The following is an 18,276-nucleotide window of genomic DNA, read 5'->3' as shown; positions in this document are numbered from 1 at the left end:
GAGCAACTGATTCGTAATCAGTAGGTCGTCGGTTCGACTCCGGCCACCGGCACCAACTCCCGGGGAGAGTCGGCTACAATTTTCCTTATGACCACAGTACGGACTTCCAGACACCTTCCTGGCACGCTGCATTATGACTCTGTCACCGGGCTGATCGAGGAGGCGCGGTTTGTGGCATCGCCAAACTGCGATCTTCGTCCGCAAGGTACCTCGATAGATACCTTAATTATTCATTCGATAAGTCTCCCCCCGGGAAAATTCGGGGGCCGCGGCATTGAGCAGCTATTCAGCAATTCGCTGAACCCTGACGAGCATCCTTATTACCGCGAGATCCAGGGGTTAAAGGTCTCTTCCCACCTGCTGATTCGGCGCCATGGCGAATTAGTGCAATTCGTCCCGTTGCATCACCGTGCCTGGCACGCCGGCCGATCGTTTTGCGACGGCCGTACCTGTGTTAATGATTTTTCCATCGGTCTCGAACTGGAAGGGGCGGATGACATTCCGTTCGATGGCGCCCAATATGAATCGCTTGCATTGCTTACCCGAACTGTGCGTCAGTTTTATCCCGCAATCGCCCCACAAAGAATTTATGGCCATAGCGATATCGCGCCCGGGCGCAAAACCGATCCGGGCCCGCTGTTTGACTGGAAACGTTATCTAAATGGCTGCACTTAGCGCTTGCATTGGAACGGGCGTGGCCATTACATTTAGACGCTACCACAGATGAGAAGCAGACGGCATGAGTGAAATACTGATCGCTGTACTTTTGGCGCTGACACTGGATTACCTGATACCTGATCGTCAGGGTATTAAGCCTTTTGCCTGGTATCGTGACTGGGCCGAATCGATTGAAGAGCGCTTTAATGGCGGCAAGCGTGTGCACGGGATTGGAGCGGTTGCCTTGGCGATTCTCCCGATTCTGGCCGGTGTGGCTGTCATCCATTATATCCTGGGAGAGCTCGGCTGGATTTTACAGTTCATTTTCAATGTAATCGTGCTCTATGTTTGTGTCGACGTTTCCCGGCTGAGTAAAACTGCAAACGCCGTCTCCATGGCACTGGAATCCGGTGACGCCGATGAAGCCAATGAACAACTGCAGGTATTAACCGGAAAAAGTACCACGGATGTAAACGAAACCGAAATCGCGCGCGCCGCCGTGGAAGGTGTTCTCAAGCAGGGTAACACGCTTATTATCTCGCCGATTTTCTGGTTTATACTGCTCGGACCGTTTGGCGCGGTGCTGCAACGCCTCAGCAGCATATTGGATTCGCTTTGGGGTCATCGTTATGAACGCTTTGCCGAGTTTGGCTGGGCGGCAGCCCGCTTCGACGATGTGTTGGGATGGGTTCCGGCGCGAATCACTGCGCTTTCTTACGCCCTGATGGGAAGCTTCGAAGACGCACTGCATTGTTGGCGCAAGCGCGTGGGAGTCTGGTCGGATATTAACAGCGGACCGCTTTTGGCATCCGGTTTCGGTGCGATGCACATGCAAAGTTGCGATATGTCCGCGGACGAAGGCGAATACGAGGAACAATCATTGGAACTCACTGTAGTCCCGGATGCCGGCCATGTGCGCCGTGCGGTGGCGTTGGTCTGGAGAGTGTTGCTGTTGTGGCTGGTGGTGGGGATTCTGATGGCCGGCGCCCATCTTGCCGGCTTTATTTCAAGCTGATCGTTTATTCATTGTGATGAACAACAAATTGTGGCCGGTATATTTTCGCTGGCTGCACTTGTTCTATTGACTCATGATGTTATGGAAAACATCATGCATTGTAATAGGATGCCTGCTGTTTGTTGCCACCGGTCTCGCCGGGATCGTTGTGCAAGACGACACGGGTCGGACACTGACGCTTGCTTCGCCCGCGCGGCGTATCGTCAGCATTGCACCGCATGCGACTGAGCTGCTTTTTGCCTCGGGTGCAGGCAATACCATTATTGGTGTCGTGGATTACAGTGATTATCCCGAGGCCGCGAAGCGTCTCCGACGCATAGGCAGTGGCGCCGGTCTTGATCTCGAAGCCATCGTCTCGCTGCAACCTGATCTCATCGTCGCCTGGCATAGCGGAAGTTCCGCCTGGCAGGTGGAGCGGTTGGCCAAGCTCGGTTTTCCGGTATTTATTACCGAGCCGCGACGCATCGGTGATGTCGCCGGTTTGTTGGAACGATTTGGCAAGTTGGCGGGTACCGAGGCCATGGCCGAGAAGGCCGCGGCCGATTTTCGCCGCCGGATGGCTGAATTGCGTGCCCGATATGCGCAGCGGCCGGTGGTGACGGTGTTTTATCAAATACTGGACAATTCGCTGCTCACGGTGAATGGCCAACATTTCATTAATGACGTAATTCAAACGTGTGGCGGGAAAAATGTATTCTCCGACCAGCCGGGATTAACGCCACGCGTAGATCTGGAATCTGTGTTACACAGAAATCCGGAAGTAATTCTGGCTGGCGGCACCGAATCATTATGGGCGGAGTGGCGTGGTCGCTGGAAAATCTGGACCGCGCTTGATGCGGTTGCGCAAGGCAATCTGTATCGGATTCCGCCCGATCTGATTCACCGGAACGGCCCGCGAATCCTGGCGGGAGCCGAAAAAGTGTGTGCGGCGCTTGACCAAAGCCGGTCGAGGCGGAACAAGGCTGATATTCGCTAGCGGGTTTTGCCGGGCTGCCACAGTACATCGCTGCAGCCGGCGTGTACGTTCAGCGTGCGGGCAATAACAAATAGCAAATCGGAAAGGCGGTTCAAATATTTTCCCGCCTCTGCGCTGATTTTTTCCGATTCCGCGAGCCGGGTCACTCGTCTTTCGGCGCGCCGGCAAACGGTGCGCGCCATGTGACACACAGCCGCGGACGCCGACCCTCCCGGTAAAATAAATTCCTTGAGCGGCGGTAAATCAGCGTTCAGCCGATCCAATGTTTCTTCCAGGCGCGCAACCTGTTTCTCGGTGATGGCGAGACGACCGGGAATGCTCAGTTCTCCACCGAGATCGAAAAGTTCATGCTGAATATCCACCAGGATAATGCGGATTTCCGATTTGATTGCGTGGGTTAGCAACAATCCAATGACACTATTCAGTTCATCGACGGCGCCAATGGCTTCAATCCGTTCGCTAGTTTTTTTCACTCGCGAGCCGTCTCCCAGACCGGTAGTGCCGTCATCGCCGGTACGCGTATATATCTTGGATAGACGGTGTCCCATAATTTAGTTGTCGATCAGCCGATAAATAACGGGCAATTGCATTTCCATCTCCTGACCCTTCAGCCAGGTAGTCGCTTCAGCGAGACGACCCACTCGATTCAGGGAGTTTAACGCTGAATGATCGAGGACGGTAAAACCCGAGCTGCGATCGATGCGTAACTGGTGTAGATAACCGTCGGACTCAACACGCATCCCCAGTAACACAGTACCTTCCCATCCGCGGCGTCGCGCCAACGGTGGGTACACGAGGTAGCGTGACAGGCGTGTCTGCAATTCACCGAGGAGTTGATTGTGTGTCTCGACGGTACCCGTCGCGTGCTCTGGAACCGCTTCTTGGCGGTTAGCGGCGTCATTGGCCAGCGTCCCAGGAGCAGGACTGTCGTCTGACATCTCAGGGGGTCTCGAAATCCTCGGGGCAAGCACCTCTGAAATCCTTTCAGCGATTACGCGCTGGGGCGTGAGAGGAGGAAACATGGATTGCACGGCGGTATTTTCTGTGCTCGTCAGGCGCACACTCAATAAAGTTTGTCCAAGAGGGTCCGGTGCCGCGGCATGGGGGGATAAATTGAAGTTGGCGTGCGTGAGAAATATCAAATGAATGACTGACGACAGCAAAAGAAAAACCGGTAGCACCTTGTGATGAACGGGCGCAAGCATGGTCAGAAATCCCTCCCGATGGAAAGAGAAAAATTTCTTTCCGGCAGCGGGTACGCATTGAACGTGTTTGGCGAACTGGTGCTGCGGATGCCGTAGTCGAATGCCTTTTTATCGAGGAGATTGTAAACGGCTGCCTGCCATTTCCATATTTTGCTTTTTCCCAAAAACTTGAGATCAACCGTGGTGTAGCCCGGGATTTTCGCGAAGGTATTTGATTGATCGTTATCGAAACGCTTGTTCCCGGTATAACGCGCCGCGGCAGACAGTGAAAACATTTCATTTGCTTTCCAGAACAACGAAAGACTTCCGCTATTTCGTGCCACCAGCGGCACTTCATTGCCGGCGAAATCGCCTTCCCGAAAGATTGCGCGCGTGTAGGCGTATTGCGCGGAGGTGCGCCATGAAGCACCAAATGACCGACTGGCCGACAACGTGACACCTTCCCGGCGCGTGGGATCAAGATTTTCGTTGGCAAAGATCGTCGGGTTGAAATGGATTTCATCACGCAGGTTCATGCGGTAAATGGCGACGCTCATCCGACTGTTGTCTTCCGCATAATCCGCTCCCATGTCAATGCTTTCTGCGGTTTGCGGTTTCAACGGCGAGAAGGTCTGCAGAAAGTTATTCGGGTCGGTTTGAAAGAATTCATCGACGGTGGCGAAACGAACGCTGCGGCCAATCTTACCGTAGATTGACCACCTTTCATCTACTCCCCGGCGCAGGCCAAGATCGAGCGTGTGTTGATTCTCCGTGCTGCTTCGATCCGGCGCACCGCTGCCAAAGGCCCCCCCGGGTGCGGTTGGATCGAAATCGTCGTGGGCCCGGATACGGACTTTTTGCAGCCTGGCGCCTGTTGTCAGGGTGGTGTTGGTTGTGATTTCGCTCATATTCTGGCCGTAAACCGCCAGGCTTGATTGGTTGACGTCCAGTCGGTGTATGGGTGTTCCGGCCGTCGAGGGATTGAGAGACCGGTCGGAATCGTATTGTGAATGGTAGTAGTCGATACCGGATGTAAAGACTCCCGGCCGATCGAAAAGCGTGTGCCGGGATTTCAGCCGTGGCGTGAAGGACAAAGTGGCGAGATACGTATCGACGTAATTGGCAAAGGCGCCTCCGAATGCATAGTCGTCGAAAAACGCTGTTTGATTCTTATAGCGATAACCCGCATCCACGATCAATTCCTGATCGTCCGACATGAAACGGGTGAACCCTGTCGTCAGAGAATAACCGCGCTGGTTGCCGTAATCCCGCGGCCGCGCCGTTCCGCGACGGTCATTGCTTAATTCGTCCACGCCCGTGCCGGGATCGACCCGCCGCTCGCCGGGAAGACGCAGGTTCTGGTCGTCAAATCCAAGCTTGAGAAACCATTCGCTTTGCTCACGGGTGAAGCGCAAGTCGGCCTGAAGATTGTTTTGCTCAAGTTCATTGTTTCGACGGTAACCATCCGAAGCGACGGTGTCTGCGAAGACATTTATTGCGAACGCTTCTTGACCGTGGGACAGGGAGGCATCCAGACGGTACGAGTTGTAGGATTCACCGGCGGCCGAAACGCTGCCCGTGGTGCCGGTCCGCCCCGGCTGTTTGGTGATGATATTGATCGCCCCTCCGACGGCCCCGTCACCATACAGTACGCCGCCTCCGCCACGAATAATTTCGATCCGCGCGATGCTCTCCAGGGGGATCGCGGTGAAATCAACGGCTGAAAGATCGATGTCGTTCAAACGGCGTCCATCGAGCAGAATGAGTGTATTTTGCGTGGATGCGGCACCGAAACCCCGGATATCCACCGTGGCGCGTGAGGCGTGATTGCCATACAGGCTGCGCATAATGACTCCGGCCTGCAGCGCCAGCAGTTCGGGAAGGGTCGGTGCCGGACTGCGCTTGATTTCTTCCGCCGTCAGAATGGTGACAGATGCCGGGAGCCGAGCCGTGTCTTCGGACAGGCGTGTGGAGGTGACGATCACACCAGGATGTTTATAGTCAGATGCCACCGATGAACTCACGGGTAGGAGACAAACCGCAAAGGCAGCGACAACAAGCGAAAAAATAAGCTTCATGGACATCCTCCGCCGGCAGCGCGCACCCGCGCCGCGATTCTTTATGGATGGGCAGAGGGGGATGAGATGCGAAAGGCAGGAAGGCCATCGCCGCTCGCGTCGCCCTCCGCGACACCGTGTGGTTGCCACAGGCCGGTCTCCGGGCTCACGAGCGGTTATACCTGGCAAATCGCCTTCCCGTTCGCCGTCGATCGCATGCTAGATCTCGGCGGCTGAACAGTGGCGGTTGATTCGCCTTAACTCGTTTACCGTTGCGGGGGCAGCGCCGGGATTGCCCGTCTCGACAAATGTGACGGACGCACCGGCTTCCCGTTTCATTTCCCGGCAGCAATAGTCCGGGAAACACCTGAAGCTGAAGATTTACAAAACTGGACGCAATATATGGAGTGGCGGGAGGGGTGTCAATGCCCAGGCGAATTCGTAACGTCCGCGAACAACAAAAGGAAGTGGATCAGTGGACTCTGGGGGATTTAATCCACAAAAAAGCCGGCCCTATACGGCCGGCTATGAAAAGAAATTGAACTAACGGTGCCTTATTTTTTCTCGGGCGCTGCCGGGGCAGACGATCCCGGTGCCGCGGCCTCAGCCGGTTTCGGCGCTTCGCTGGTGACTGGCGCGGCGGGCGCCGCTGCCGGTGCCGCCGGAGCGGCCGCCTTTTGAGCTTTCTTCTCGCAAGCGGAAACCGCGGTCATGGCCAACAGCGCGGCAAACAGAATTGAATACTTTTTCATGATGTTGCTTGTCCTTTTAAAAATTAAGTTTGATCTGGAGTGGAAGCACCTAAATGGCAGTCTGCGTGAATATCCAGCTGCCGAGCGTCTATTTTCGTGATTTTTCAATAATCTTCCATCGTCAATATTGAACGTAAAGATTTAAATTCTTTATCGACGCGGAATATCCAAAGGCAAGACGGTGGAATCGGACGGGCGGAGGTTTTCAGGATGTCATACGCGGTGCTCCGTAGAACAACCCTTGGGCATTGCTGATGCCGATTTCCATCAATGCGTGCTCGGTTGCGGCGTTTTCCACGCTCTCGGCAATGGTTTTCATCCCGAACGATGTGGCGAGATCATGAATATGGGTAACGATCTTTCGATCGGATTCATTGCGCAGCATGCCGCGAACGAACGACCCTTCGATCTTGAGGAAATCCGGGCGAAACTGATTGAGGAAATTGTACGTGGAATACCCACTGCCGAAATCATCCAGGGCCAGTTTACAACCGAATGCGCGCAAGGTCTGGATGTCCTGATGCAAGGTGTCGCTGATCGGAATGGTTTCACGTTCCGTGATTTCTATCGTGATGGAGCGGCCGCTGTCACACGCCGGTTTGAGCAACTTGCTCAGGTCCTGCACGAAATCTTTGGTGTTGAATGATGAGATGTCGACGTTTAGAAACAGGGCAAAATCCATCGGAGTTTGTTGCAAGGCCTGACCGATGATATTCAGGTCCACATCACGCGTAAGCCCGAGTTCTTCCGCCACCGTGATGAAATCCTTGGCCTGGATCACCAGTCCGTTGACGCGCATGCGGGCCAGGACTTCATAAGCCATCGGTTCCCCGTTTTTGAGATTGCAGATGGGTTGATAGGCCGCATGGAGTTGACCCTGTTCGAGCGCGTTGCGCAGCTGGAATCCCTGGCTGAAAATGGACATGACTGCCTTGCTGATGTCCGGCGATAATATCTCGATACGATTGCGGCCGCCGCGTTTGCTATGGTAGAGCGCCACGTCGGCGGCGCTTACCAGATCCTGGGCATTGCTGCCATGCGTCGGCGCTTCAGCGACGCCCATGGATGATTGCAATTGCATGTGACCCACGGGCAGCGGTACGCGTGTACTGCTGATGCTGTCATGAACCTTCTGGGCGATGCGCGTGGCGTTTACAATGTCGGTGTTTTTTAGCACCATGGCAAATTCATCGCCAGCCAGACGCGCGATGTAGTCATTTCGGCGGACCAGCTGTTTGAGTAATTGTGCCGTGGTGCGCAATACTTCGTCCCCGAAAGGATGGCCATATGTGTCATTGATAAATTTAAAACCGTCGATATCTATCAACAGCAGGCACACCGGCGTGTTTTTTGGCAGGTGGTCGGCCAGGATTACTTCCAGCTGGCTGTCGAAGTGCCGGCGGTTATATAGTCCGGTCAGCGGATCCGTGACGGACAAATGATACAGCTCATCCTGATACCGGCTAAGTAAATGGTTCAGTTCGACGCTTTTGGTGATATCGCTCAATGTACCGATTATCCCGGTGAAATTACCGGAAGAATCGGTTTGCGCGTCGGCGTCAAGACTCATCCACAGGCGTTTTCCGTTTGCAGAACGTAAAGAAATTTCCCGGTTCTTTTCATGCAACCGGGCCAGGGTTTTTGGCCCAAAATCGCGAAGGACCGCTTCATCGGCAATAAAATCGCCGAATGGCTTGCCGATCGAGTCATCCACGGCAAAGCCGGTCAATGCCAACCACGCCGGGTTGAGAAACATGATTGTTCCTTCAGCATCGAGCTCAAACAGGATTTCATGCATGCCATTGACAAGTTTACGCAGCCGCGTTTCGTTGAACTCGAGCAGTTCCCGCGTCTCTTCAAGGCTCTGGACATAATGCCGCATGGTGGCTGAACCGTCGGTGAATGCTTGATTGAGCTCCTGGATTTCACGGCTGCCCGACTCCATGAGCTTCACGCGAGGGTTCCAGTTGCCATGGGCAAACTCGCGCGCCCATTGCATCAGCGGTCGTAACGGCGCCGTGAAACGGTTCAACAACAGATAGGTAAGCAGAAAAACCGCGGCCAGCGAGGCTACGGTCAATAAACCGCCTACCACGGCGACACGATGAATGCTTTGGTTGAGCGGGGAGTAGGAAAGCGTGGCTTCAATCCGCCCGACCCTTATACCGTTGATTGACACTTTAGAGATAATTAATGGGCTGGTAGCCGGCGCGTCAGTTAGTAATCGCGTCAGCCGGCTCGCCGGTTCGGTGTTTCCAGAGTGCCCGTAGAGCAATGAGCCACCGCTTTCATCGAGGATTCGAATCGAGGCAATGGCAGGATCGGCGGCCATTTTACTCATGTAATCGTCCAACCCGGCAATATCGTAATTTGCCACCATGCCACGGACGGCGGGTTCAACAAATGTCATCAGGTTGTGCGTTAATTGACGCTGCGCTTCCAACTGCGACTGGGCGGCCTGGCGCGCGAAGGCGATGGTAACGACTGTCGCGGTAATAAGGAGCAGGACGGCGAAGGAAACGGCGATGCGTGCGCGTAAGGAGCGAGGAAAGAGCCGCAGACGCATCAGGGACTTGCGACCGCTGAAAAAACGGGAAGACGGGGACGGACAGGGAGCAATGGCCCTGGCGCGGATTTAAGCAGACGACTCAATCCCAAAGCGCTTGCCCCATATCCAGAAATAAAATGCCGCCGAGAGTGACTGGAAGTATAACGGCCGGACTTCATTTTATCCACTTGTATGATGGCCAGTGGTGACAGCCGCACCAACCGTTTGTCTCCGGCGGCTAGTCCGGAAGATACCAGGGGGTGCCGTCACTGCGGACTTCGCGCAAGCGACAGTGATACAACCGTTCGAGGTTCGTGCGCTCAATGATCGTCGGCAATGACCCGCAGAGGTATTGCCCGTCATCGAACAACATAATGCCATGAGACCCAAACCGCACGGCAAGATTAATATCGTGCAGGACGAATACATTAAAATGACCCGGCCGGTCCGATCGCGCCGACAGCAGCCCCAGAATTTGAATTTGGTGGCGCAAGTCAAGATGATTGGTCGGCTCGTCCATTAAGCAAATAGGCGCGTCCTGGGCGAGCAGCGCCGCGATATCGACTCGCCGCCGTTCACCGCCGGAAAGCGTTGCCAGCGATCGGTGGGCAAACCCGGTCAATCCAACGGCATCCAGCGCCGCTTCAGCCGCCTGAGAATCCTCGGTACTTTCCCACTGCCAACGCTCAAGCCGCGGGTAACGGCCGGTCAATACGGTTTCGAGAACCGTGGCGGGAAACTCCGAATTGAAATCCTGGAACAAGACACCCAGCCGGCGTGCCCGCTGGCGATGCGGAATTCGGCCGACCGGAACTCCATCCAGTGCTGCCAACCCTTGATCCGGTTCGCGTAATCCGGCCAGCGCGTGCAGCAATGTGGTTTTTCCGCTGCCATTTGCCCCCAGAATCACCCAGTTCTCGCCGGGGTTAAACTCAGCATTCAGTCCACGGCACAAGGTTCGATTGGCAATGGTCAATGTCAGGCGTTCGGAAATGAGCGTCGTCATGTCAGCGGGCACGAGATAAAAGGTACAGGAATACCGGAACACCAAGCAAAGCCGTCAGCACGCCGACAGGCAGTTGCAGCGGCGCCATCAAGCTGCGGGAGAAGGTATCGGCAATGGTTAAAAAGCCACCGCCCAGTAACACACTCGCGCAAATCAGGTAGCGGTGATCGGACCCGCCGGCGAGCCTTAAAATATGTGGGATAATGAGACCCACAAAACCCACGCTACCCGCCAGAGTGACGGCCATCGCGGTCAGCGAGGATGCCAGGATATAAATGACAATCCGGAGCCGGGCCGGATTTACACCCAATGTGGCGGCGATATTTTCACCTCGCATGAGAAGATTCAGCGGGCGCGCAAACCACATCGCAACGACCAGGCCCATAAGCAGCACCATCCAGGCTGTCCCTGGCTGGTTGGCATGACTTAAATCGCCGATAAGCCAAAACAGCATCCCTTGAACTTGTGCCGCCGGGGCGATCGTCAGAATCAGGCTAATCGCGGCGCCCCAGCCAGCGGCGACTACCACGCCGGTAAGCAACAGGCGATTCTGCGTCCACACAGTGCCGGTGCGGCTCAATCCGAATACGATCAGCATGGACAATACCGCACCCAAAAAGGCGTTGCCACGCAACCAGCCCGTACCGAGACCGCAGAGCATCGAAAGCAGTGCCGCGACCGACGCGCCGCCGGAAATACCGAGTATGTAGGGATCCGCCAGGGGATTGCGCAGCAACACTTGCAGCAATGCCCCCGATAACGCCAGCAATCCACCGACGGCAAAGGCGGACAGGGCGCGCGGGAGGCGCAATTCATGTATGACCAGATATTCCGTGCCGGCGTGATCGCCGCGCAACGCCTGCCAGAGATCCGCTGTCCCGATGGGCACACTTCCCTGAGAGAGCGCGAACCACAGGCTAAGCGGCGCGGCCGCAAGCAAAATCAGCGTAACCAGCAGGCGACGGTTCATGGAGTTCGTTCAACCCAATGACAGGATTTCCCAGCCGCGCTTTTGAGCCTCGCGACGCAGGATGTCGTCGGGGTTGACCGCAATGGGATGTTCGACCTGAAAAAGCAACGGCAAATCATTATGCGAATCGCTGTAACCCCAACTCCCCTGGAGCGATAGTCCGTGTTCTTGTGCCCAGTTTTTCAACCGGATTACCTTGCCTTCGCGGAAGCATGGTGTGCCGGCGACTTTCCCAGTGAAGCGTCCGCCACTCGTCTCGGGTTCGGTCGCGATCAGGTTCGGGACGTTGAATTCCTGCGCAATTGGCCCGGTGACAAACCGGTTGGTGGCGCTGACGATGACGAGGGTATCGCCGCGCCGGCGATGTTTTTCCACGAGCGCGCGCGCCTGGGGCGTGATCATGGGCCGTACCTTGGTCTGCATATACTGTTGGCGCCAGCGGTCAAGCGTCGCGCGATCATGCGCCACGAGCGGGCGCAAGGCAAATGCCAAAAATTCCATGATGTCGAGCGTTCCCGCCCGATACTGGGCGTAGTAACGATGATTCTCACGCTCATACGCCACGCCGTCGACGATGCGGTTCTCGATCAGAAATTGTCCCCACGCATAATCGCTGTCGCCACGGAGCAAAGTATTGTCAAGATCAAAAATGGCGAGGGGCAAGCAATCAATCCTCCGCGTGTATATTCAACGCGAATACATTTTCCTTCGGATAAATTTTCCGTTCCGGCAACAAATGCAGTAAATCCCAGATATGTACATTCGCGTCGTCGGAAGTCGAGGCAAGATAGCGTCCGTCCTTGGAAAGACGTACATAGGTTCCGCACTGCTCATGCGGTTGAAAACGTTTCAGGACGGCGCCGGTCCACGTATCGAGTAGATATACCGCGCTGTCAGTCTCGTTGCCAATGCTCGCGAGCGACCGGCCGTCTTGGCTGAAGCTGATGGAGATAACGAGTCCGCGATGCTCAGTGCGCACGATTCGCAAGCGGCCATCATCCAATCTCCAGTGGAACAAGTTGAACCATCCACCGCCCATGAGCGAGGTTCCGTCGGGCGAAAAGGCCAGATCCCGCGCATCCGTGGGCGGCGCAGGTAACTGCCGCGGCGCTTCACCTAAACGCCAGCTGAAGACGCGTCTGTCCGTACCGCTTGAGGCCAATTGCCGGGTATCGGCATGGTAGGCCACCGCCCGCACCGCACCACGATGCGGATGCATATCGTTGACCAAAGCGAAATCCGTCAGACGCCACAGCCGCACATGGCCATCGCGGTGTCCGGTCACGATAAGCGCGGTGGTTTCATCGACGGCCATGCTGTTGATCGGCGCCGGGGAGGTTATGCGTTGCAACAGCGTTCCATCACGCGTCCAGCGCGCCAGCGTGCCATCGTAGGCAGCCGATAGCAGTTCATGGTCCCGATTGAGAAACTTCAGCCCCTGGAGCGAATCGGTATGCGCCTTCCAGCCGACCAGTTCCTGCCCGTCCGGCAAACGCCACAGCCGGATACGGCCTTCCGCGCCGCCGGATGCAAGGGTTTCAGATCTGTCGTCAAAGGCGAGCGAGTAACCATTGTTGTGTACGTCTCTCAGGATGACATTCGCAGGTATGCTGGGCAATGAAACGCAACCTGCTCCCATGACGCCGGCGCAGTATATGCTGCCGATGAGCCGTAACACGCCCCGTGACGCATTGCTGCGACGACAGCTTCGTGGAAAAATCATGGAAATCATCCTCGCGATATCGGACATTGAGGAGATTATAATGATAGACGAACACGGTTACCGCCCCAACGTGGGCATAATTCTGTGCAACCGCATCAATCAGGTTTTTTGGGCCCGGCGCTGCGCCCAGAACGGCTGGCAATTTCCGCAGGGAGGCGTTCGTCCCAAGGAATCCGTCGAATCCGCCATGTACCGTGAATTGCGCGAGGAGGTTGGCCTTGATCCGTCGCAGGTTGGCGTTCTGGGGCGAACCCGCGACTGGTTGTATTATGACATTCCTGATGACTATCGCCGGCGAAATCCTCAAACCGTCTTCCGCGGGCAAAAACAGATCTGGTTCCTGTTGCGGCTTCATGGGAGAGACGAGGATGTGCGTCTCGACCTGTCTGATCGACCTGAATTCGATTCCTGGCGCTGGACCGAATATTGGAGCGTGCTGGAGGATATCATCGACTTCAAGCGTGAAGTCTATAAGCGTGCCCTCGCCGAACTCGAGCCGCTGCTGTTGACGGCTCCCGCGCAAGATTGAAAGACGCGCGGCACATGTCTCCGAAAGCCGCTCGCCCATTGCATCATTATCGTCACCTGGTATCCCTCTCGATCCTCTTGTTGGTGTTGCTGGGCCTGTTTGCCATTGGCCGTCTTCCATCGGATCAGACGTATGCACGAACAGCGCCTGATTTGCGCGTGAAGATTTCAGTGCCCGGTGTGGTTCCATCGGTGATTGAGGAAATTATCGTGCGCCCGCTTGAACATGTGGTTTCCGGGATCAAGGGGGTGCAGTCCGTCGATTCGGATACCGGGCCGGGACGCACCATTGTCAATTTGCATCTTGAACGCCGCCGCGACCTCAAGGCCGTGTCGCGGGATCTGGCCGGTCAGCTGGAACTCATCCGTGCATCCTGGCCCGCGGCGGTAGAACCTCCTGTGGTATCGCTCGTCGACGATACTTCCCTGGTTGAAGAATTCCTCGTGACATCCCGTCAACGCAATATGCTCGAAGTGCGTGACTGGGCCGAGGGTGAATTTGCCGCAAAACTCAGGGAAATATCAGGCGTCGCTGCGGTGGCGGTCGAGGGCGGAGTGGTGCATGAAATTCTCGTGGTTCCGGATCAGCGTCGGCTGGCCGGACACGGACTCGATTTTGGGGATGTTCTCAAGGCGCTTGGAAGAAATCCGGCATCGAAAACCGAAATTCTCGCGTCACCCGCGACGGGGCCAGATCGTCCAGAGGCAGTGCTAACGGGTGACGTCGCGGCCGTGGCAGCCGTGCCCGTGATCTTACCAAGTGGCGAAAGTATCCCGTTGTCAGAAATCGCCAGGATCCAACTGAGTGAAGAAATAAAATTCAGCTTGCTTGCTCCCGATGGTGCGCAGCCCGTCAGAGTGATCATCACGAAACAGCAGGACATCGCCATGTCAAGCGTCGCTGAGCGCATTCAGGCGCATGTCGACTGGATGCGGGCCAACCGGTTGATTCCCGAAGGTATCGATATTCATCCTGTATCGGGAAAAACTGCTGAGTTACGACAAACCATCAAGCAGCTGACCTACGCACTTGTCAGCGGGGTCATGCTCATGCTTTTCGCCGCTTACCTGATACTGGGAAATGCGCGCCGAACCGTGATTCTTGTAACGATAATCGTCTGCACGTTGCAAACAGTATTTGTGGTCATGATGTTATTCGACCTGGCGCTCGATGCGGTGATACTGGGCAGTTTGACGCTTGGATCAGGACTTTTTGCTACCGCCGCGATGGTCATGTTCCAGGGCAAACCGCCGCACGAACATGACATCTCCTATTCTGCCGTTCTGGCGGTCGTCGTAGCCATCGTCATGCCCGCGTCACTGGTACCACTCTTGTTCACAAACGGTGCAGCAGCGCCGTTATTCCTGGAAGAAATATTGGTAATTTGCACCGGGTGGGTAGTCTCGTCGCTGTGGGCACTGCTACTGGTTTTTACGTTTGATCGGCACATGTCAGATCGTATGAATGGTTCGGGGGATACCGCCGTCAGTCATGCGATTGTCCGCTTGCGACAATCCCATAACCGGTTGTTGCGCCGGTTGCTTCGATTTCCTGTCGCCACGCTGGTGTTGTTGGTGCTTTTCATCGTGTCCGTGACCGCCATGATCTTTTTGGGTAGACAGGATATGGCATATATCCGGAAGCAGACTGATAAAATTGTCTTGCGCATCCAGGGGCCGGAATTCACGCAACTGTCGGAAATAGGTGATAGGGTGCAAAATCGGCTGCGCCAGTTGCCGAATACAGGCGAGGTGAACCATTCTGCGGCGGCGTTAATCGAAATGCCCGTTTTGCGCATGGATGAGGAACGCGCACGCGACCTTGGCATCAACATCATCGAGGCCGGAAGGGCGCTCGCGATCGGCGTATCAGGGATATACGCGGGCAGTTTCCGGGATGCCGAACACCGCTACGATATACGCCTGCGCCTGAATGCGGATAAGGCGAGACGCGCACCGGATTTGGGGCGCATCCTGCTGCGCGGCGAGCTCGATAATCGTTCGGCGGTATATCTCCAGGATGTCGCTACGATCGAACCGGCCGCAGTACCGGCGCGGCTTGCGCGTTACAACGGTTCGCCGGCGGTCGAAGTATCGGTTATACCCGAGAACAATGCTGCTGCGGACCAATTGCTGGATCAGGTTCGCGAAGCGCTAAAAAATATCCAACCGCCTTCCGGTTATCGACTGTCCTACGCTGTTCCCGAGGAAATACCCTTGCGCCACGGCGATGGGCTGCAAGGGCTGGGTTGGGCGCTGCTTGGCGTATTTATCGCGACGGCATTGTTGTGTCGGTCACTTTATATCGCGACACTGGTGACCTTGTCGGCTTGTTTCGCATTGGGCGGTGCCGCCGCGGCGCTGCTGCTGTTCGGTTTACCGGCATCGCCGGCAGCATGGTTGGCGGCGCAAATCCTGATCGGAATCACGGCAAGTTATGCCGTGGCCCCGGCGCTGTATCTGCAGGCGTTGGCGCGGCACGGCATCGCATTACGGACGATGGTAACGCGTTCGGCCAGGCAGCAATTTCGTCCGTTACTGGCGATGACCCTCCTCGGTATTCTGGGAATGCTGCCGTTGTTGTGGACGAACAGCGAGTCGGTTAATTTCCAACCTATCGTAATTATTATTGCCACGGGACTGGTTTTTTCGTTCATCGCCGCTTCGCTGGTTGTGTTCTTGTTGTATTTCACTATCCCGGGCAAAGCACAAAATCATCTGCCGTCACGTTTTTGAAAGATGCATTGGCAGTGGTTCCGGCTGAATACGCAAGCACGGGGAAATAAACCGGATTTCCTGGGCAACTTCCAAGCCATAAGTACATTCCGTCCAAGTTTATTGAAAGGTCTTGGCCACAATACCAGCGGCAAGCAACGCCGAACCCAGAGCCGCGTTTTGTGATTGCGCCTTTTTCATCTTGACTCGAAGTATCCGTTCGCGCAGTCGTTCCCATGCCGGATTCTGTGCCCCGCCGCCGGTGGTATAGACCTCGGTGAGCTTCGGCGCCCCCAGTTGTTCCAGCAATTCATATCCCTGGGCCTCGATGCGCGCGATTCCTTCCAGCATTCCTTGAAAGAAGGTGACGCTGTCACCGGGAAGCGGTTCCAGCCGGGGGGTCATTTCCGGATTGTTGATGGGGAAGCGCTCGCCGATGTCCGGCAAGGGGTAATAATCCAGACCGGTGAAATTCTCAGTATCGATCATCGGAGTCATTTCCCGCATTTGTTCGACTTTATAATATTGCAGCAGAACCGCGCCGCCGCTGTTGGAGGCGCCGCCAACGAGCCAGTGTCGGCCGAGGCGATGGCTGTAGACGCCATGTTCTGCCGAGAACACCGGTTTGTCGGACAGCAGTTTCAGCACCAGGGTAGTCCCCAGCGCGGTCATCCCGTGACCCATTTGGCTGCACCCGGCGGCGATCACGGCGGCAATGCTGTCGGTGGTTCCAGCTTTGATCCGAGTATCGCTGGGCAAACCCAGACTTTTGGCGATATCGGGATTCAGCGATCCAATGGTCGCTCCCGGTTCATGGACTTCCGGCAGCAGGGCCACGTCGATGTCGATTTTGTTGATCCACTTGGGCCAGGCCATCTTGTCCGCATCGTATCCAAGCTTCAGACAATTATTGTAATCGCTGTGTCCAAAAATCCCCGTCAGGCGGCCGCTAATCCAGTCTGCCTGATGCACAACATGATAAGCCCGTTTGTCGAGCTTTCGATCGTGCATCCACTTGAGTTTTGCCAGACTGCTGGTAGCCCCCTGAGCGCCGGAGTTGGAATCGGCGATAGCGGCAATTTTTTGTGCCTGGTCAACGGCGCGCTTGTCGTTATACATAATGGCCGGTGTGATGGGATTGCCCTTGTCATCGCACAGCAGCAGCGTCCCGGAGGTGCCGTCCACGGCCAGCGCCGTCACGCGCAGCGGATCGATCTGCTTCAACAGATTTTGCAGGCAACCGGTCACGGCTTTCCACCACAAAGTCGGGTCCTGGGTTACCTGATTTTCGTTTCTGAGCGGCGGCGGAATCGGGGCGCTGGTTTCGGCCTGGATCATGCCTGTGTTATCGACCGCCACGGCACGGCAGCCGGATGAGCCCAGATCAATGCCGATATAGAGTTCATCCCGTTTAGGCGGTTGCTTCTGACGGGTTGCTTCTGGAGCGGGAGGCGCCGAGGCATCCTCCTTGCTTGGTCGGCGACGTCGCTGCAACATCCGGAAGCGGTCGCTTGGCGGGTGGGGCTGGGCCGGAGGTGGCGCCGGTTCCGGCTCCGGGGACGACGGCGAGGCTGCCATCGGGGAGGGTTGTGGTGTCGTTACCGAGGACGGGCCAAGAGGCACCGGCGCGGCTTTAGTCCGGGCATGCGGCATCAGCTTTTCGGGCAATTCCTGCACCACACGCGGAATATCGGTAAGTGGCAGCGGCGGCGGTGGTTTCCAGCCCGGTTCACGGTGTTCGACCTCGACCGTGGTATAAATTCCTCCGCGAACATTGAATTTGGCCCGTACGCGCATGAACCGCGGTTGCGTGGCCGTGACCAGATCGTTCAGAATCCGGTTGGTTACGTCTTCGTGAAAGTGCCCTTCGTCGCGGAAAGACCAGATATACAGCTTTAGGGACTTGAGCTCCACGCACCATCGATCCGGGACGTACTCGAGCGTGAGGGTGGCGAAATCGGGCTGGCCGGTTCTTGGGCACAGACAGGTGAACTCCGGACACTCGATCTGAATGATATAATCCCGGTCCAGACGGGGATTGGGAAAGGTCTCCAGTTTCTTGCTTGGCTGGGTAGGCATCTTGTGGCAAAGGGAATCGGTATCTCTGTAAAATTGTAGCTTAATTTACGCCGACGAATAGGACGC

15 protein-coding genes and 1 riboswitch are annotated in these 18,276 nt (G+C 56.0%); of the genes, 5 read left to right on the top strand and 10 right to left on the bottom strand.

The features are described 5' to 3' along the window. Nucleotides 1-126: 126 nt before the first annotated feature. The 3 genes from ampD to WD823_RS12155 all read left to right on the top strand — a co-directional run bounded on the left by ampD (nt 127) and on the right by WD823_RS12155 (nt 2,648). A complete protein-coding gene (gene ampD, locus WD823_RS12165) occupies nt 127-675 on the top strand; it encodes a 1,6-anhydro-N-acetylmuramyl-L-alanine amidase AmpD (protein ID WP_368429773.1) in 549 nt (182 codons plus the stop codon). A gap of 64 nt (nt 676-739) precedes the next feature. Next, nucleotides 740-1,672 carry a cobalamin biosynthesis protein gene (locus WD823_RS12160; protein ID WP_368429757.1) on the top strand — a complete coding sequence of 311 codons (933 nt, stop codon included), beginning with the start codon at nt 740-742 and terminating at the stop codon, nt 1,670-1,672. A gap of 73 nt (nt 1,673-1,745) precedes the next feature. Then, nucleotides 1,746-2,648: a cobalamin-binding protein gene (locus WD823_RS12155; protein WP_368429756.1), complete on the top strand. Its 903-nt coding sequence runs from the start codon at nt 1,746-1,748 to the stop codon at nt 2,646-2,648. Here WD823_RS12155 and WD823_RS12150 read toward each other — a convergent pair. From WD823_RS12150 to WD823_RS12110, 9 genes are all read right to left on the bottom strand, one after another. Beyond that, nucleotides 2,645-3,196, bottom strand: a complete 552-nt coding sequence (locus WD823_RS12150; RefSeq protein WP_368429755.1) for a cob(I)yrinic acid a,c-diamide adenosyltransferase — start codon at nt 3,194-3,196, stop codon at nt 2,645-2,647. The two genes, WD823_RS12155 and WD823_RS12150, sit on opposite strands and share 4 nt — an antisense overlap. Before the next feature lie 3 nt (nt 3,197-3,199). Continuing rightward, the gene (locus tag WD823_RS12145) at nt 3,200-3,586 is read right to left on the bottom strand and encodes an energy transducer TonB (protein WP_368429754.1); all 387 of its coding nucleotides are present in this window, start codon (nt 3,584-3,586) and stop codon (nt 3,200-3,202) included. A 269-nt stretch (nt 3,587-3,855) separates the two neighbouring features. Further along, nucleotides 3,856-5,844: a TonB-dependent receptor gene (locus WD823_RS12140; protein WP_368429753.1), complete on the bottom strand. Its 1,989-nt coding sequence runs from the start codon at nt 5,842-5,844 to the stop codon at nt 3,856-3,858. Between the two features lie 178 nt (nt 5,845-6,022). Then, a riboswitch (cobalamin riboswitch) is annotated at nt 6,023-6,275 on the bottom strand. Between the two features lie 168 nt (nt 6,276-6,443). Next, on the bottom strand, nt 6,444-6,641 hold the full coding sequence (locus tag WD823_RS12135) for a hypothetical protein (RefSeq protein ID WP_368429752.1): 198 nt from the start codon (nt 6,639-6,641) through the stop codon (nt 6,444-6,446). 205 nt (nt 6,642-6,846) lie between these two features. Next, a complete protein-coding gene (locus tag WD823_RS12130; protein WP_368429751.1) occupies nt 6,847-9,207 on the bottom strand; it encodes an EAL domain-containing protein in 2,361 nt (786 codons plus the stop codon). A 220-nt stretch (nt 9,208-9,427) separates the two neighbouring features. Continuing rightward, a complete protein-coding gene (locus WD823_RS12125) occupies nt 9,428-10,195 on the bottom strand; it encodes an ABC transporter ATP-binding protein (RefSeq protein ID WP_368429750.1) in 768 nt (255 codons plus the stop codon). A 1-nt stretch (nt 10,196) separates the two neighbouring features. After that, nucleotides 10,197-11,165, bottom strand: a complete 969-nt coding sequence (locus tag WD823_RS12120; RefSeq protein WP_368429749.1) for a FecCD family ABC transporter permease — start codon at nt 11,163-11,165, stop codon at nt 10,197-10,199. A gap of 9 nt (nt 11,166-11,174) precedes the next feature. Then, nucleotides 11,175-11,828 (bottom strand): HAD family hydrolase, encoded by a 654-nt coding sequence (locus tag WD823_RS12115; RefSeq protein ID WP_368429748.1) that lies wholly within the window; start codon nt 11,826-11,828, stop codon nt 11,175-11,177. Between the two features lie 4 nt (nt 11,829-11,832). Next, a complete protein-coding gene (locus WD823_RS12110) occupies nt 11,833-12,783 on the bottom strand; it encodes a WD40 repeat domain-containing protein (protein WP_368429747.1) in 951 nt (316 codons plus the stop codon). 145 nt (nt 12,784-12,928) lie between these two features. On the opposite strand from WD823_RS12110, the gene WD823_RS12105 reads away from it, so the two are divergent. Together WD823_RS12105 and WD823_RS12100 are read left to right on the top strand one after the other, a co-directional pair. Then, entirely contained in the window at nt 12,929-13,417 is a 489-nt protein-coding gene (locus WD823_RS12105) for an RNA pyrophosphohydrolase (protein ID WP_368429772.1), read from the top strand. A gap of 14 nt (nt 13,418-13,431) precedes the next feature. Further along, nucleotides 13,432-16,152 (top strand): efflux RND transporter permease subunit, encoded by a 2,721-nt coding sequence (locus WD823_RS12100; protein ID WP_368429746.1) that lies wholly within the window; start codon nt 13,432-13,434, stop codon nt 16,150-16,152. 99 nt (nt 16,153-16,251) lie between these two features. Here the strand turns inward: WD823_RS12100 and queF are convergent, their stop codons facing one another. Next, nucleotides 16,252-18,210: a preQ(1) synthase gene (queF, locus tag WD823_RS12095; protein ID WP_368429745.1), complete on the bottom strand. Its 1,959-nt coding sequence runs from the start codon at nt 18,208-18,210 to the stop codon at nt 16,252-16,254. Nucleotides 18,211-18,276 lie beyond the last annotated feature (66 nt).

The organism is Sulfuricaulis sp., from assembly GCF_040901545.1.
In the GTDB taxonomy this organism is placed as follows: Bacteria; Pseudomonadota; Gammaproteobacteria; order Acidiferrobacterales; family Sulfurifustaceae; genus Sulfuricaulis.
This window is presented reverse-complemented; position numbering and strand designations above follow the sequence as displayed.

Bases quoted from the DNA above. Each gene is read 5' to 3' on its own strand.
- WD823_RS12160 (WP_368429757.1), top strand. From the start codon at position 740: ATGAGTGAAATACTGATCGCTGTACTTTTGGCGCTGACACTGGATTAC.
- WD823_RS12155 (WP_368429756.1), top strand. From the start codon at position 1,746: ATGATGTTATGGAAAACATCATGCATTGTAATAGGATGCCTGCTGTTT.
- WD823_RS12150 (WP_368429755.1), bottom strand. From the start codon at position 3,196: ATGGGACACCGTCTATCCAAGATATATACGCGTACCGGCGATGACGGC.
- WD823_RS12145 (WP_368429754.1), bottom strand. From the start codon at position 3,586: ATGTCAGACGACAGTCCTGCTCCTGGGACGCTGGCCAATGACGCCGCT.
- WD823_RS12135 (WP_368429752.1), bottom strand. From the start codon at position 6,641: ATGAAAAAGTATTCAATTCTGTTTGCCGCGCTGTTGGCCATGACCGCG.
- WD823_RS12130 (WP_368429751.1), bottom strand. From the start codon at position 9,207: ATGCGTCTGCGGCTCTTTCCTCGCTCCTTACGCGCACGCATCGCCGTT.
- WD823_RS12125 (WP_368429750.1), bottom strand. From the start codon at position 10,195: ATGACGACGCTCATTTCCGAACGCCTGACATTGACCATTGCCAATCGA.
- WD823_RS12120 (WP_368429749.1), bottom strand. From the start codon at position 11,165: ATGAACCGTCGCCTGCTGGTTACGCTGATTTTGCTTGCGGCCGCGCCG.
- WD823_RS12105 (WP_368429772.1), top strand. From the start codon at position 12,929: ATGATAGACGAACACGGTTACCGCCCCAACGTGGGCATAATTCTGTGC.
- WD823_RS12100 (WP_368429746.1), top strand. From the start codon at position 13,432: ATGTCTCCGAAAGCCGCTCGCCCATTGCATCATTATCGTCACCTGGTA.
- queF (WP_368429745.1), bottom strand. From the start codon at position 18,210: ATGCCTACCCAGCCAAGCAAGAAACTGGAGACCTTTCCCAATCCCCGT.